This is a genomic window from Amycolatopsis sp. NPDC098790 (genome assembly GCF_044759945.1).
Classification (GTDB): Bacteria; Actinomycetota; Actinomycetes; order Mycobacteriales; family Pseudonocardiaceae; genus Amycolatopsis.
In genome coordinates, this window is the sequence record NZ_JBIWAI010000001.1 from 2,528,554 (window position 1) to 2,542,661 (window position 14,108).

Consider the following 14,108-nt stretch of genomic DNA (forward strand, 5'->3'; position numbering starts at 1 on the left):
CTCGGCGAGCCGTCACGCGTCTGACCCGATAGGGTGACCTACCGCGATACACGCAGGCCAGCCGCAGGGAGGTCAACGGTGCCCGGAACGGGATTGTGGCGCACTAAATCCATCGAGCAGTCCATTTCGGACACCGATGAGCCGGATACCAAGCTCCGGCGGAACCTGAGCGCGTGGGACCTCACGGTGTTCGGCGTCGCGGTCGTCATCGGCGCCGGCATCTTCACGCTCACCGCGCGCACGGCCGGTGACTACGCCGGCCCGTCGGTCTCGCTGGCCTTCGTCTTCGCCGCGATCGCCTGCGCGCTGGCGGCGCTGTGCTACGCGGAGTTCGCCTCGACCGTGCCGGTCGCGGGCAGCGCGTACACGTTCTCCTACGCCACCTTCGGCGAGTTCATGGCGTGGATCATCGGCTGGGACCTGATCCTCGAGCTCGCCGTCGGCGCGGCCGCCGTGTCGAAGGGCTGGTCGGTCTACCTCGAGACGGTGCTGGGCTACCTCTTCGGCAAGGGCACCAAGACGACGTTCGACATCGGCAGCGTGACCGTCGACTGGGGCGCGCTGGTCGTCGTCGCGATCCTGACGATCCTGCTGGCCGTCGGCACGAAGCTGTCTTCGCGGGTCTCGATGGTGATCACCGGGATCAAGGTCGCCGTGGTGCTGTTCGTGATCATCCTCGGCATCTTCTACATCAAGGGCGCCAACTACACGCCGTACATCCCGCCGGGCGAGACCGGTGGTGCGGGCCAGACCGGCGTCGACCAGTCGCTGTTCTCGCTGATCGCGGGCGGCGCGAGCAGCTCGTTCGGCGTCTTCGGCCTGCTGGCCGGTGCGTCGCTGGTGTTCTTCGCGTTCATCGGCTTCGACATCGTCGCGACCACCGCCGAGGAGACGAAGAACCCGCAGAAGGCCGTCCCGCGCGGGATCATGGGCTCGCTGGCGATCGTCACCGTGCTGTACGTCGCGGTCTCGCTGGTGGTCGTCGGCATGACGTCGTACAAGGACCTGGCCACCTCGGCCGGCGACGGCAGCCACAAGACGCTCGCCACGGCGTTCGCCGCGAACGGCGTCGACTGGGCGGCCAACATCATCTCCTTCGGCGCGCTGGCCGGCCTGACCACCGTCGTCATGGTGCTGATGCTCGGCCAGGTCCGGATCATCTACGCGATGTCGCGCGACGGCCTGATGCCGCGTGGCCTGGCCAAGACCGGCGAGCACGGCACGCCGAAGCGCGCGACGCTGATCGTCGGCGGCCTGGTCGCGCTCGCGGCCGGCTTCTTCCCGGCGGACAAGCTCGAAGAGATGGTCAACGTCGGCACGCTGTTCGCCTTCGTGCTCGTCTCGGCGGGCGTGCTGATCCTGCGCCGGACGCGGCCCGACCTGCCCCGCGCGTTCAAGGTGCCGCTGGTGCCGCTGATCCCGATCCTGGCGATCCTCGCCTGCCTGTGGCTGATGCTGAACCTGACGGTGCTGACCTGGCTGCGGTTCGTCGCCTGGATGGTCGTCGGCGTGCTGATCTACTTCGCCTACAGTCGGCGGCACTCGCTGCTCGGCAAGCGGCAGTCCGACGGTCTCGAGGAGCCCGTCAAGGCACCGGAGTCCTGACCCCGGTTCACTCGTCCGTGCAGCCCCGCCCTCCTGCGTCCGCGCAGGTGGGCGGGGCTTTTTCGGTGGATTTCACATCGGGCGATCTTGCTGTTCGTACCTAAAAGGGGACCCCGTGTAGCGGGTCGAGTGACGTGCGATACCTTTCGATCCTTCGCGCACCACAGACGGGTGAATTACAGCAGCGTGATTCACACGCTCGGTGGCTTCGCGACCCCAGATTTCGCTAGTGCTCTCTCCCCGCCGGTTACAGGAGTTCTGAATGCGCAGACGTAGCATCCGTGGCGCCGTCGCGATCATGGCGCTGACCACCGCCGCCCTCATCGGCACCGCCGGCTCCGCGCTGGCCTGCCACAGCGACGACAACCGCCCGCACCCGACGCCGGGTCAGGCGACGCCGTGCGCCAAGGGCACCGACCTCAAGCAGAGCGACGTCGAGTTCAAGATCGTCAAGAACCGCCTCAACATCTCCGAGGTGCACGAGGGCGTCACGGTCACGCGCATCGTCGTCGTCGGTGGCGACGACGGCTTCAACGACTACACCCCGGGTGCCCGCGGCCTCGACAAGGCCGCGCCGTGGACCGACCTGCGCGCGCCGTTCAGCCGCAACGGCCGCCAGGCCGACATCGACCACTGGTACCTCTGCGGCAAGAAGACCGAGAAGCCGACCGAGACCAAGACCCCGCCGACCACCAAGCCGACCGAGACCACGAAGCCGAGCGCTCCGGCCTCCTCGGAGACCACGGTGGCGCCGACCAGCACCACGGGTGCGGCGGTCGTGCCGGCGGGCAACGAGTCCGGCACCGGTGGCGGCCTGGCCAACACCGGTTTCGACAACATGTGGCTCGTCTGGATCGCGGCCCTGCTGATCCTCGGCGGCGGCGGCCTGCTCGCGCTGCTGAAGTTCCGTCGCAAGGCTTCCGAGTGAAGCTGAGCTAGCTCGCGGTCGAAGGCCCCTCGCTCCGGCGAGGGGCCTTCACTGTTTCAAGGGGAAGTCCCCGAAGAGCAGTCCTTGCTCGCCGCCGGAGGGCTTGCCGAGGCCGGCCGCCATCGCGACGGCGTGGTCCCACTCCGCGTCGGCCACGTAGTCCTGGTGCTTGAGCACACCCGGCGCCCAGCGGTGCCGCCCGGTCGGGCCGCGCAGCGGGTCCGGCAGCCAGTGGTCGCCGCCGAGGATGAGGACGCCGTTCTCGTCGGCCCGCGCCTTCAGCGGCCCGGAGCCGCCCTCGGGCTGGAACCCGACGCCGAAGAGCTGCCGGTCGGAGACCTCGTGGCGCCACGTCGTCACGCCGCCGCCGAAGATGTCGGTGCCGCGGCAGAGGGCCCGCCACCGGCCGTCCAGGTCGGCGAAGAGCGTCTCGAGCGCTTCCTGGGGGAGCAGCGCGGGGAAAGCGCGCTGGTAGCCCCACTGCAAGGGGGAGCCGGCGGTGAGCACGCCGACGCGTTCGAGATCGGCTTCCGGCAGCTCGGCCGCGAGCCGCGCGGCGGCCATGACCGTCAGCAGGCTGCCGAGGTTGTAGCCCGACAGGACCACCCGCGTCCCCGGTTCGGCGAGGTGCTCGCGCGCCCGCGCGGCCAGCTCCGGGACGACCTTCAGCGCGTAGCACGGCGGCACGGTCGGGTGCGCGGCCCGCGGCCAGAAGCAGACGAGGTCGGCCAGCGCCCCGAGGTGCCGGCTGCGCTGCGGGGTCCGCGCGGCCGTGTAGACGACGCGCAGCAGGCCCGCGGCCAGCGCGCCGAGCGCGACCACGCCGATCGCGGACAGCGGCCCGAACCAGCCGGGGACCAGCCCGAACCCGAACCGCAGCACGAGCAGCGCCGCGCCGCCCGCGGACATCGCGCTCGCGACCGCCAGCGCCAGGTGGTGCAGGTGCCGCCGTTCCCACGCCGAGCGCGCCCACGCCGCCGCGGCCTGGGCTTCCTGGCGTTCGTCGTGCTCCATCAGCGTGACGATCTCCGGGACGCCGCGGCGCAGCCGGCGCAGCGGGACGGCGACCGCGAAGCCCAGCACGCCGAGCACCGCGGCCAGCGCGAGCCCGGCGCCCCACAACACGGTGACCAGCAGGTACGTGTCCGGGACCTTCAGGAGTTCCGCCCCGGACAGCCGCCGGACGGCTTCGGCGAGACCCGCGCCGAACCCGCCGCCGAGCAGCCCGGCCAGCGCGAGCACCGGCGCGGCGGCCCAGCCGCCGAGCCACGGCCGCAGCCGGCGCGGCTTGTGCTCCCAGCCGGGCCGGGCCAGCAGCGCGGCCGGGAGCAGGAACAGCGCGAACAGGACCGTGACGGCGACCAGGGCCGCGCCGAGCCCTTCGACGACGCCGTTGGTCCCCGGCAGCGGGCCGGCGCCGGGCCGCAACCTGACGGCGGCCACGACCACGAGCACGACAGCCAGCCCGATCACGGCGGGCCGCGCGAACCGCCCGGTGTCGACGCCGACCGCGGCGGCGACGATCGTCGCGACGACCAGCGCCAGCGTCACGATCCAGACGACCAGGTCGAAGCCCTCGCCCGGCGCCCGGAACGGCCCGCCGAGCAGCAGCAGGGCGACCGAGGCCAGCGCCGCGACGGTGTGCAGGCAGCGCAGCGCCGGCGTCTCCGGGTCGGCGCGCATCCGCAGCGGCCCGCCGGTCAGGTCGCCGTCGGCGTGCACCGCCCAGGTCGCGCTCGAGATCCGGTGCAGGACGAAGATCACGAGCAGCAGGGGCAGCACGCCGACCGCGATCCGCGCGGGCACCGAGCGGAGGACGTCGGGGACCGCGGGCAGGCAGCCCGACCCCGGCGCGAGACACTGCGCGGCGAACAGGTCGAGCGCGATGGCCGCGAGCTGGCCCATCAGCAGCATGGTCAGCAGCAGGGCGCCCACGCGCAGCAGGCCGCGGCACACGGCGCCGAGCCCGCCCGCGAGACGGCGTCCGGGCGGGACCGGCGGCAGCATCCAGAACGCGACGTTGGCCAGGGAGAACGGGAACAGCAGCGCCCAGGTCGCCTTCGCGGCGCCCCCGGACGTCATGCCGCTCCAGAGGTAGCCTTCGAGCGTCCGCGGGATCGACCGGCCCAGCGCCGGCAACACGGGCCCGGGCGCCGGCCGCCGCAGCCGGTCCGCCGGGCGGATCACACGGCCGAGCCCGTCGCCGGCGACGTCGACGGTCGCGACCGCGTCGAGCAGCGTCTCCCCGCTGGTGCCGACCAGGCCGGCGACGCGGATTTCGACGACGCGGGTGTCCGGGCCGGGCATGGGCACGGTAAAGGCCTCCTACGTGATCCTAGGGAAGGTCGAGCGGACAACGGTAGTGTTCGGACGTCATCGAGTCTTGGAGGAATCGCCACTATGACCCCCGAAAGCGTTGCCAAGCGGCACCAGACCCGCAACGGCATCGAGTTCGCCGTCGCCGACCTCGAGGCCGCCGAGTTCGGCCGCAAGGAGATCCGCCTCGCCGAGCACGAGATGCCCGGACTGATGGCGCTGCGGCGCGAATACGCGGAGGTCTACCCGCTGCGCGGCGCGCGCGTCTCCGGCTCGCTGCACATGACCGTGCAGACCGCGGTCCTGATCGAGACGCTGGTCGCGCTGGGTGCCGAGGTGCGCTGGGCGTCCTGCAACATCTTCTCGACGCAGGACCACGCGGCGGCCGCGGTCGTCGTCGGCCCGCACGGCACGGCCGAGGAGCCCAAGGGCGTCCCGGTCTTCGCGTGGAAGGGCGAGTCGCTCGAGGAGTACTGGTGGTGCACCGAGCGGATGCTCACCTGGGACGGCGAGGGCCCGAACATGATCCTCGACGACGGCGGCGACGCCACCATGCTGGTGCACAAGGGCACCGAGTTCGAGAAGTCGGGCGTCGTGCCGACGCCGGACGAGAACACCTCGGACGAGTTCCGCGTGTTCCTCGAGCTGCTGCGCGACTCGGTGGCGGCCGACAAGGACAAGTGGACGAAGATCGGCGCGGGCATCCGCGGCGTCACCGAGGAGACGACGACCGGCGTCCTGCGGCTCTACCAGCTCGCGGCGGCCGGTGAGCTGCTGTTCCCGGCGATCAACGTCAACGACGCGGTGACGAAGTCGAAGTTCGACAACCGCTACGGCATCCGCCACTCGCTGATCGACGGCATCAACCGCGGCACCGACGTCCTGATCGGCGGCAAGGTCGCGGTGGTCTGCGGTTACGGCGACGTCGGCAAGGGCGCGGCGGAGTCCCTGCGCGGCCAGGGCGCGCGCGTGATCGTGACGGAGATCGACCCGATCTGCGCGCTCCAGGCGGCGATGGACGGCTACCAGGTCCGCACGCTGGACAACGCGCTCCCGGAGGCCGACATCGTCATCACGACGACCGGCAACAAGGACGTCGTGCTGGTCGAGCACATGGCGAAGATGAAGCACCAGGCGATCCTGGGCAACATCGGCCACTTCGACAACGAGCTCGACATGGCGGGGCTGCAGCGCTACCCGGGCATCCGCCGCATCAACATCAAGCCCCAGGTCGACGAGTGGGTCTTCCCGAACGGCAACACGATCATCGTGCTGTCGGAGGGCCGCCTGCTCAACCTGGGCAACGCGACCGGGCACCCGTCGTTCGTGATGTCGAACAGCTTCTCCAACCAGGTGATCGCGCAGGTCGAGCTGTTCACCAAGCACGAGGAGTACGACAAGGAGGTCTTCCGGCTGCCCAAGAAGCTGGACGAGAAGGTCGCGAAGATCCACCTGCAGGCTCTCGGTGGCGAGCTGACGAAGCTGACCAAGGAGCAGGCCGAGTACATCGATGTCGATGTCGAGGGGCCGTTCAAGCCGGAGCACTACCGGTACTGAGGGTTTTTCGCTGATCAGGGCCGCCCCGAAAGTGTTCGGGGCGGCCCTTTGTTCTGCGTCCTGAACAGTGATAGCTCGAATGGGTGAAGTGATATCATGGTGCGGTGAAACAGTTGATCACGAGGATCGACGACGAGCTGCACGCCCGGCTGAAGGCGCGAGCCGAAGCCGAAGGGCGCAGCATGAACGACCTGGTCACGGAAGCGTTGAGGGGCGTTGTGGCGAAGACGGAAACCCGTGCGGAATGGAAGCGGCGGCTGATCGCCGAAGGCAAGGTCGTGCACGTGGAGCCACCGGCTCACGTGCCGACCCTGGACGAGATCGAAGACCTGTCCCGAGGCTGGGACACGGCTGTGAGCGAAGCGCTCGACTGGACCCGAGGGGAGTGGTGACCGTGCTGTACGTCGACACCAGCGCGCTGGTCACGGCTTACCTGTCGGACGAGCCAGAGCACGACAAGTTCCGCAAGCTGCTGCTCGAAGGCGATCGCCCAGTCGTCAGCAGCGACTTCACCCGCGTCGAGTTCGCCGGTGCCATGACGGCCGCCAAGCGGACCGGGCGGATTCCCGATCCCGCGGCGGTGCTGGCGCACTTCGACCACCTCGCTTCCCCGGAGGGGGACCTGGTGCTGATCCCGTTCAACCCGAGCCGGGTCCTCCCGGCCGCCCGGCGGCTGGTCACCGAGAACTACCCCGTGCGCACGCTCGACGCGATCCACATCGCCGTCGCCATGCACGACACCGCCGAACTCACCGGCGGTGAGCCGGTCACCTTCGTCACCCGGGACGAGCGGCAAGCCGACGCGGCCAAGGCGAACGGATTCGAGGTGGTGTGATGGTCGACCTCATGGCGGGTATCGCCGTGCGCGACTACGAAGCGGCGCTGGCCTGGTACGAGCGGTTCTTCGGCTCGCCGCCGACTTACGTGGTCAGCGACACCGAGGCCTTGTGGGAGGTCACCGAACACGGGGCCGTCTACGTCGAGCAGCGGCCCGAGCGGGCCACCGGGCACGCCATGCACACGCTCTTCGTGGGCGACCTCGACGAGCGGATCGCCGCCATCTCCGCGCGGGGCATCGAGCCCGCGGACGTCGAGACCTACGACAACGGCGTCCGCAAGTTCGTCTTCCACGACCCCGAAGGGAACGAGTTCGGCATCGGCGGCGGCCCCGGCTGAGCGCTAGTTCCACTCGACGGCGACGCCGGCCAAACCCGGCCCGGCGTCGCTGAAGAACGCGCTGCTCACGCCGCCCATGTCGCACGCCAGCTCCTCCGCCACCACCGGCAGGGCGTCGTCGCGCGCGCGGACCTGGCGCGTGCACCGCGCTGGCAGCGCGTTGCGGTCGAAGCGCAGCTGGACCAGGTAACTCGCGCACCGGTCGCGCAGCATCCGGTAGTACCCCGGTGACGCCGATCCGGAGTCGTCGCGGACCTCGAAGCAGAACACGTGGATGTCGCCCTCGGCGAGCTTGCGGTCGAACAACAGCTCCGTCGCCATCGTGTCCGCGTCCGGGTTGCGGCGCATCCGTCCTACCCGGCAGCCCTCGTCGGTGATCAGCTCGACGTCGTCGATGCGGCAGCCTGGATCGCCGTTGTACACCGTGAGGTAGCGGTCCGGGCCGTGCCGGCGGGCGCGCGTCACCAGCCGCGTGCGCAGGCTGACCTGGCGGTGTTCCGCGTCGAACGTGATCGTGTCGTGGACCGACAGCAGCTCGAGGTCGGCGTTGTAGTGGTTCGACGACGGGTACGCGCCGAGCTCGGCCAGCAGGTCCTCGACGATCGACCCCATGTCACCGGAACGCAGGTCGTGGAACGACGCCGCCGGCTGGTGGCCGCGGCGGACCAGTCGCGGGCCGATCAGCACCACCAGCGCGTCCGCGGGCAGCTGGAGGACCGATTCCAGGGCCCGGACCGCCGGCAGCGCCTTCGGCACCTCGGGCTGGCGCAGCCCGCGTTGCCAGTAGCTCAGCGTGGACTGTCCGATTTGGACGCCGCGCAGCGCGAGGTGCGCGCGCAGCCGGGCGAGGGAGAGGCCGCGGTAGGCGATCGCGAGTCTCAGTGCGTGGTGGAACTCGCCGGTGCGGAGTGCCTCGGTCAGCTCTTTCGGCAGCTCGGCGACCGATGCCCGGGTCGTGCGGGCGCCATCGATGATCAGTGGGAGGTTCCCGTCTTGTGCCACCGCTCGTCCCTTCACCCGACCAGTGTGTGCGCTGGGCGTGAACACCGCGGAACGTTCACGTTAGCAGCGTAGAGTGCCCACGCCGACCCCCGTTCAGGGTGGTTGGCCTCGTTGTGGTGACTGTTCCGCGTTCCGGCTGTGCCCCGGAACGGTCCGTTCCGCCGGATGGCGTTCTTGCTCCTTGTGACCGCGTTGTTCACCGTTGTGACCACCGCTGGTTCGCCCACGTTCGAGCAGGAGGCCGTCCGTGCTGGTGAAGTCGAGTCGGGTGCACGCCGTACTGGCCGTGAGCCTGATGTTGTGCCTGGTCGCCCCGGTCACCGCCGGAGCCGCGCCCGGAGTGCCGTCGACCTACCGGACCCAGATCACCATCCAGGCGCAGCAGCGGACCCAGTGGTGCTGGGCCGCCGCCGGCGCCGCCATCGCGGCCGCCCAGGGCGTCCCCGTCAGCCAAGCGAAGTTCTGTCAGCTCGCTCACAGTGGGAACGGTGGGGCCGGAACGGACTGCGCGAACCTGCCCGGCACCCTCGCCGGCCCGCAGCGCGCCTTCGCCGAGCTCGGGTTTGCCTCGCCCGGCCGCTACCTCGACCGCCGCGTCTCCTACGCCGACGTCCGGACGCAGACCGCGGCGAACCGGCCGGTCGAGACCCGCGTCGGCTACCGCTCGGGCGGCGGCCACGCGCACGTCCTCTACGGCTACGACACCCGCGGGAACTGGGTGTTCTGGGGTGATCCGGGGCCGGCCAAGCGCTACAACTGGTCGACCTACGGCTACTACACCCACAACTCGTCGTTCACCTGGACGCACACGCTCACCGGGATCGCCCGATGAGCAGGCGGGTGCTGGCGCTCGCCGTGCTGACCGGCGCGGCGCTGCTGATGACGGCTCCGGTGTCAGGCGCGGCCCAGGCCGCCGGCATCAGCAGCGCCGACGCCGTGGCCGCGCACACCGCGGCCACCGGTCTCCAGGACACCCTCGTGCGGTTCTTCGCGCAGGCGCCGGACGCGAACGGCCCGGTGACGGTCGAGATCACCCCGGACGCGTACCCGGTCTACGAGCTCTCGCCGGACTTCGTCGCGGGCAAACCGGGCGCGGCTCCGGGCGACTTCGCCTACTTCGCCGTTCCCGTTCGCGCGTCCGACGGCCGGACCGCGACGCTCTGGTCGGTCCGCGGCGACGACGGCGCCTGGCAGGTCGGGAACATCGCCTCGGGCGACGTCGAAGGCACCTACGCCCGGACGCTTCCCGCCGGTGCCCAGCTGTTGCACGAGCCGCAGGTCGACGCTTGGTACGCCGTAAGGGACGGCCGGCTCACGTCCCTGTCCGAGCTAACGACTGTTAACTTCGCCGACTACCAGCGCACGGTCTCGCAGCGGTACGCCGACAAGCTCCCCGGCTCGGAGTACGCCCGCCAAGGCGAGGCCGGGGGCTACGACGCGACGTCGCAGGTGATGCCCCGCGGCGACGGCGGCCCGGCCCCGTCCGGCCACGACACCGGCTGGGTGCCGCTGCTGATCCTGGCCGGCGTCCTGGCGGTCAGCGGCCTCGGCTACGTGCTGCACCTGCGGCGGATCTCCGCCTGAAGACGAACCGGCGGGCTCGGCGTCGATCCCCTTCCACCGAGCCCGCCGGTCCACCAACGGCACCGTTACTGTGACGACCGTGGGTCGACTGGTGGTCATCGAAGGGCTCGACGGCGCGGGCAAGCGCACGCTCGCCGACGGGCTGACGGCGCAACTGCGCGCGAAGGGTGCGAGCGTCGCGTCGCTGGCGTTCCCGCGCTACGGCAAGAGCGTGCACGCCGACCTGGTCAAGGAAGCGCTGCACCGCGGGCACGGCGACCTCGCCGATTCGGTGTACGGCATGGCCGTGCTCTACGCGCTGGACCGCAGCGGCGCGGCGGACGACATCCGCGCACTGCGGGACGCGCACGACGTCGTCCTGCTCGACCGCTACGTCGCGTCCAATGCGGCGTATGCGGCCGCGCGGCTTAGGCAGGACGCGAGCGGCGAAGTCGTGAAGTGGGTGTGGGAGCTGGAGGTCGACCGCTTCGGCCTGCCGCGGCCGGACGCGCACCTGCTGCTGCGGGTCGCGCCCGCGGTGGCGGCCGAGCGGGCCGAGCGCCGCGCGGAGGCGGAGACCGACCGCGAGCGCGACGCCTTCGAGACCGACGACGGCCTGCAGCGGCGGTGCGCGGCGGTGTACGACGAGCTGGCGGCGTCGGGCTGGCTGGCGCCGTGGCACGTCCTCGACGGTGTCGCGGGTGTCGACCTCGAAGCCCTCGCGACGACGTTGCTAGGCCAGTAGCCGGGCCGGGTCGAACCGCGCGATCGGGTACTTCGTCGTCCCGTCGACGACCAGGTCCGCGAGGATTTCGCCGATCACCGGCACGAACTTGAAGCCGTGGCCGGAGAACCCGCACGCCAGCACCACCCGCTCCTCGCCCGGGTGCGGTGCCACGACGAAGCTCTCGTCGGCCGTGTCGGTGTACATGCACGTCGCCGCGCGCAGGAACGCGCCCGGCAGCGTCGGCAGGTGGCGCTTCACGACGGACGCGATCTCGTGGACCTCGTCGGCGGCCACCGTCCGGTCGATGCCGTCCGGGGTGCACGGGTGGCCGCCGGTGTGGAACGCGACTTTCACGCCGTCCGCCGCCGCGTTGTGCGCGGGGAAGCCGTAGAACGTGTAGCCGTCGCCCTCCCAGAGGTACACGGGATGCTGCCGGAACGGTTCGACGCCGCCCGAAGGCGCGAACCAGTGCTGCACCTTACGTCGTACGGTGAATTCGACGCCGAAGCCGCGCAGCAGTTCGCCCGCCCACGCGCCGGGGCACAGGACGAGGCGGCCGGCCGTGTAGTAGCTGTGCGACGTCCCGACGCGCACGCCATCGGTCGTCGCGCTCCAGGTGAACACCTTCTCCTCGTGGTGCAGCTCGGCGCCGCACCGCGCGGCGAGCTGCAGGTGCGCGGCGACACTGCCTTCGGGCGACACCAGCCCGGCGCCCGGCTCGTGCAGCGCGACCTCGCCGTCGGACGGCGTCATCGTGGGGAACCGGCGCCGGATCTCGCCCGCGTCCAGCAGCTCGTGCGGGATGTCGAAGGCGCGCGCCGACGCGAGGCTGCCGGTGATCGTCCGCGAACCGGCCGCGCCGACCATGAGCCCGCCGCAGCGGGTGAACAGCCGCCGTCCGCTGTCGCGCTCGAGACCGGCCCACAGTTCGTGCGCGCGCAGCAGGAGCGGCACGTACTCGGGTCCTTCGAGGTAGGCCTGGCGCGTGATCCGCGAACCGCCGTGGCTCGACCCGCGGTTGTGCACCGGCGCGAACTGGTCGACGCCGAGGACCCGTTGACCGCGTTGCGCGAGCCGGTAGGCCGCGGCGCTGCCCATCCCGCCGAGGCCGAGCACGATCACGTCGTAGTGCGTCATGCGACCCTCCCGGCCACGCGCGTGCCGAAGTGTTCGATCTCTATCAGTGTTCGGGAAACGCTGTGCTCCACGGGAAGCCAGGCGAACGCGAGGGCTCGACCCAGGGTGTGGCCGTAGCCCGCGCTGGTGACGTACCCGGCGTGGCGACCCTCGACGTAGACCGGTTCCTTACCTTGTAAGGCGGACTCGGTCGTCAGCCGGGTCAGCCGCCGGCTCACGGTCGCCGCGGACCGCCCCGCCAGCGCGTCGCGGCCGAGGAAGTAGCCCTTGTCCATCCGGACGGCGGCCCCGAGCCCGGCCTCGTAGGGATCGTGCTCGGTGGTGAAGTCGACGCCCGCGACCGGAACGCCGGCTTCCAGCCGCAAACTGGTCAACGCTTGATAACCCGCGACGGCGATGTCCCGAGAGCGCAAGGTGTCCCACAGGCGCCGGCCCAGGTCCGCCGTCGTGTGCAGCTCCCAGCCGGGCTCGCCCACAGTGGACAGTCGCAACGCGACGACCGGGACGTCGCCGACGTACGTCTCCTCGGCCGAAAAGTCCGTTGTGGACAGTTCGGGCAAGATCTCCGCACTGCCCGGGCCCCACACACCGACGCAGCAAGTACCGGGCGTGGTCTCGTGGAGCTGCACCGAGCCGTCGCCGGGCAGGTGCCGCCGCAGCCAGGCGAAGTCGAGGCGCCCGCCCGCGCCGACGTGGAACCGCTCGGGACCCAGCCGGGCCACGGTCAGCTGTCCCCGCACGCCGCCGTCCTCACCGAGCAGCAAAGCGGACACCACCGTGCCCGGTTCCGCCGGATCGCCGGTCGTCATGGCCCGCAGGAACGGCAGCGCGCCGGGCCCGGTGACGGCCAGCCGCGGCACGGACGTCAGGTCGAACATCGCGACGCGCTCCCGAGCGGCGCGCGCCTCCGCGCCGGCGTCGGGCCCGTACCGCTCCGGCCGCGCCCAGCCGTCCGCGGCACCGAAGTGCGCGCCCAGCGCGAGCTGCCGTTCGTGGAAGGGACTCGTCCGCACCGGTGCCGCGGCGAACCGGGCCGACGGCGCGAACCGGGCGAGGTCGCAGCCGTGCAGGGCGAGCGACGGCTGCCCGTCGACGAGCCAGCGCGCCAGCTCGCGCGCGACACCCGCGGAGTGTTCGGGCCGGACCTCTTCGGCCACCCAGAAGCCGTCGAGGTCCGGGTGCTCGCCGAGCAGCGGCCGCCCGTCCGGGGTGCCGGGGAGCACCACCGTCGTGGTGGTTTCGAAGCGGGCGCCGTGAAGTGCGGGGAGCAGCTCAGCCGCGGTCACGCCGACGCCCAGCCGGTCGACGTGCTCGCGGACGTACATCCCGGACTCGAGGTGGCGCAGCACGGGTTTGCCCGCCTGCACGTGTTCGTCGTTGTCCCCGGCCAGTTCCGGCAGCGGCGCGGTGATCGAGTACTCGTGCGTCACCGGCACCCGCGGCACGTTCAGGTCGGCGAGACCGCCCGTGCACGACACGACGACGTCGGCGCGGTACCGCCCGGCCGCAGTGACGACGCCGGTCACCCGCCCGCCCGACCGGTCGACCGCCACGACGTCTTCGGCGGCGAACCGCGCGCCCCGGGCTTTCGCCCGCCGGGCCTGCGCTTCCGCCGCGCGCCGCGCGTGCAGCAGGCCGTCGCCGGGGACGTGCAGCCCGCCCAGCACCCGGGTTTCGTCGAGGAGCGGGTGCAGGTCGGCGCACTCGCGGGGCGTGCGCGGGTAAGCGCGCACACCCCACGACGTCGCCCAGCCGTGACGCTGCTTCAGCTCCTCGAGGCGCTCAGGAGTGGTCGCCACTTCGAGGCTGCCCACCGGGTTGAAGCACCACGGGCCGTCGAGGCCGCTGTACTTCTCGACGGTGTACTTCGCGAACTCCGTCAGCGTGCGGTCCGCGTCGCCCCGGAACACCAGCCCCGGGTGGTCGTCCGCCTCGCCGCCGCCCAGCACGGTGACGTCGGTCCACCCGCGTTCGGTCAGCTCGTCGGCCAGCGCGCAGCCGAGCAGGCCGGCGCCGACGACGACCACCCGGGGCCGTCCTGCCATGCGTTCCCTCCGGGCGACGAAGTTGCGTCTTCGGCAACAACGTGCGTGATGC

13 protein-coding genes are annotated in these 14,108 nt (G+C 71.4%); 9 read left to right on the forward strand and 4 right to left on the reverse strand.

Annotation, left to right across the window (positions count from 1 at the left end; translation table 11 throughout):
• The first annotated feature begins 78 nt into the window (after positions 1–78).
• Together ACIQWX_RS12620 and ACIQWX_RS12625 are read left to right on the forward strand one after the other, a co-directional pair.
• Positions 79–1,605 carry an amino acid permease gene (locus tag ACIQWX_RS12620; RefSeq protein WP_400868757.1) on the forward strand — a complete coding sequence of 509 codons (1,527 nt, stop codon included), beginning with the start codon at positions 79–81 and terminating at the stop codon, positions 1,603–1,605.
• Between the two features lie 262 nt (positions 1,606–1,867).
• On the forward strand, positions 1,868–2,533 hold the full coding sequence (locus ACIQWX_RS12625; RefSeq protein ID WP_400868759.1) for an LPXTG cell wall anchor domain-containing protein: 666 nt from the start codon (positions 1,868–1,870) through the stop codon (positions 2,531–2,533).
• Between the two features lie 48 nt (positions 2,534–2,581).
• Here the strand turns inward: ACIQWX_RS12625 and ACIQWX_RS12630 are convergent, their stop codons facing one another.
• Positions 2,582–4,840 (reverse strand): hypothetical protein, encoded by a 2,259-nt coding sequence (locus ACIQWX_RS12630; RefSeq protein ID WP_400869573.1) that lies wholly within the window; start codon positions 4,838–4,840, stop codon positions 2,582–2,584.
• A 93-nt stretch (positions 4,841–4,933) separates the two neighbouring features.
• Between ACIQWX_RS12630 and ahcY the strand changes: the two genes are divergently transcribed.
• From ahcY to ACIQWX_RS12650, 4 genes are all read left to right on the forward strand, one after another.
• Positions 4,934–6,406, forward strand: coding sequence for an adenosylhomocysteinase (gene ahcY / locus ACIQWX_RS12635; protein ID WP_400868761.1), 1,473 nt, complete (start codon positions 4,934–4,936; stop codon positions 6,404–6,406).
• A gap of 104 nt (positions 6,407–6,510) precedes the next feature.
• Positions 6,511–6,798, forward strand: a complete 288-nt coding sequence (locus ACIQWX_RS12640) for a FitA-like ribbon-helix-helix domain-containing protein (RefSeq protein ID WP_400868763.1) — start codon at positions 6,511–6,513, stop codon at positions 6,796–6,798.
• On the forward strand, positions 6,792–7,241 hold the full coding sequence (locus tag ACIQWX_RS12645) for a type II toxin-antitoxin system VapC family toxin (protein WP_400868765.1): 450 nt from the start codon (positions 6,792–6,794) through the stop codon (positions 7,239–7,241). Before ACIQWX_RS12640 ends, ACIQWX_RS12645 begins: the two co-directional genes overlap by 7 nt.
• On the forward strand, positions 7,241–7,582 hold the full coding sequence (locus tag ACIQWX_RS12650; RefSeq protein ID WP_400868767.1) for a VOC family protein: 342 nt from the start codon (positions 7,241–7,243) through the stop codon (positions 7,580–7,582). Before ACIQWX_RS12645 ends, ACIQWX_RS12650 begins: the two co-directional genes overlap by 1 nt.
• Before the next feature lie 3 nt (positions 7,583–7,585).
• Here the strand turns inward: ACIQWX_RS12650 and ACIQWX_RS12655 are convergent, their stop codons facing one another.
• Positions 7,586–8,584 (reverse strand): hypothetical protein, encoded by a 999-nt coding sequence (locus tag ACIQWX_RS12655; RefSeq protein WP_003085563.1) that lies wholly within the window; start codon positions 8,582–8,584, stop codon positions 7,586–7,588.
• Positions 8,585–8,831: 247 nt separating this feature from the next.
• Between ACIQWX_RS12655 and ACIQWX_RS12660 the strand changes: the two genes are divergently transcribed.
• The 3 genes from ACIQWX_RS12660 (at position 8,832) to ACIQWX_RS12670 (ending at position 10,892) form a co-directional block, all read left to right on the forward strand.
• Positions 8,832–9,416, forward strand: a complete 585-nt coding sequence (locus tag ACIQWX_RS12660) for a papain-like cysteine protease family protein (RefSeq protein ID WP_400868769.1) — start codon at positions 8,832–8,834, stop codon at positions 9,414–9,416.
• Positions 9,413–10,168, forward strand: coding sequence for a hypothetical protein (locus ACIQWX_RS12665; RefSeq protein ID WP_400868771.1), 756 nt, complete (start codon positions 9,413–9,415; stop codon positions 10,166–10,168). Before ACIQWX_RS12660 ends, ACIQWX_RS12665 begins: the two co-directional genes overlap by 4 nt.
• A gap of 70 nt (positions 10,169–10,238) precedes the next feature.
• Positions 10,239–10,892 carry a dTMP kinase gene (locus ACIQWX_RS12670; protein WP_400868773.1) on the forward strand — a complete coding sequence of 218 codons (654 nt, stop codon included), beginning with the start codon at positions 10,239–10,241 and terminating at the stop codon, positions 10,890–10,892.
• Here ACIQWX_RS12670 and solA read toward each other — a convergent pair.
• Positions 10,881–12,011, reverse strand: a complete 1,131-nt coding sequence (solA, locus tag ACIQWX_RS12675) for an N-methyl-L-tryptophan oxidase (protein ID WP_400868775.1) — start codon at positions 12,009–12,011, stop codon at positions 10,881–10,883. The two genes, ACIQWX_RS12670 and solA, sit on opposite strands and share 12 nt — an antisense overlap.
• On the reverse strand, positions 12,008–14,056 hold the full coding sequence (locus ACIQWX_RS12680; protein WP_400868777.1) for an FAD-dependent oxidoreductase: 2,049 nt from the start codon (positions 14,054–14,056) through the stop codon (positions 12,008–12,010). Before ACIQWX_RS12680 ends, solA begins: the two co-directional genes overlap by 4 nt.
• Positions 14,057–14,108: the final 52 nt, after the last annotated feature.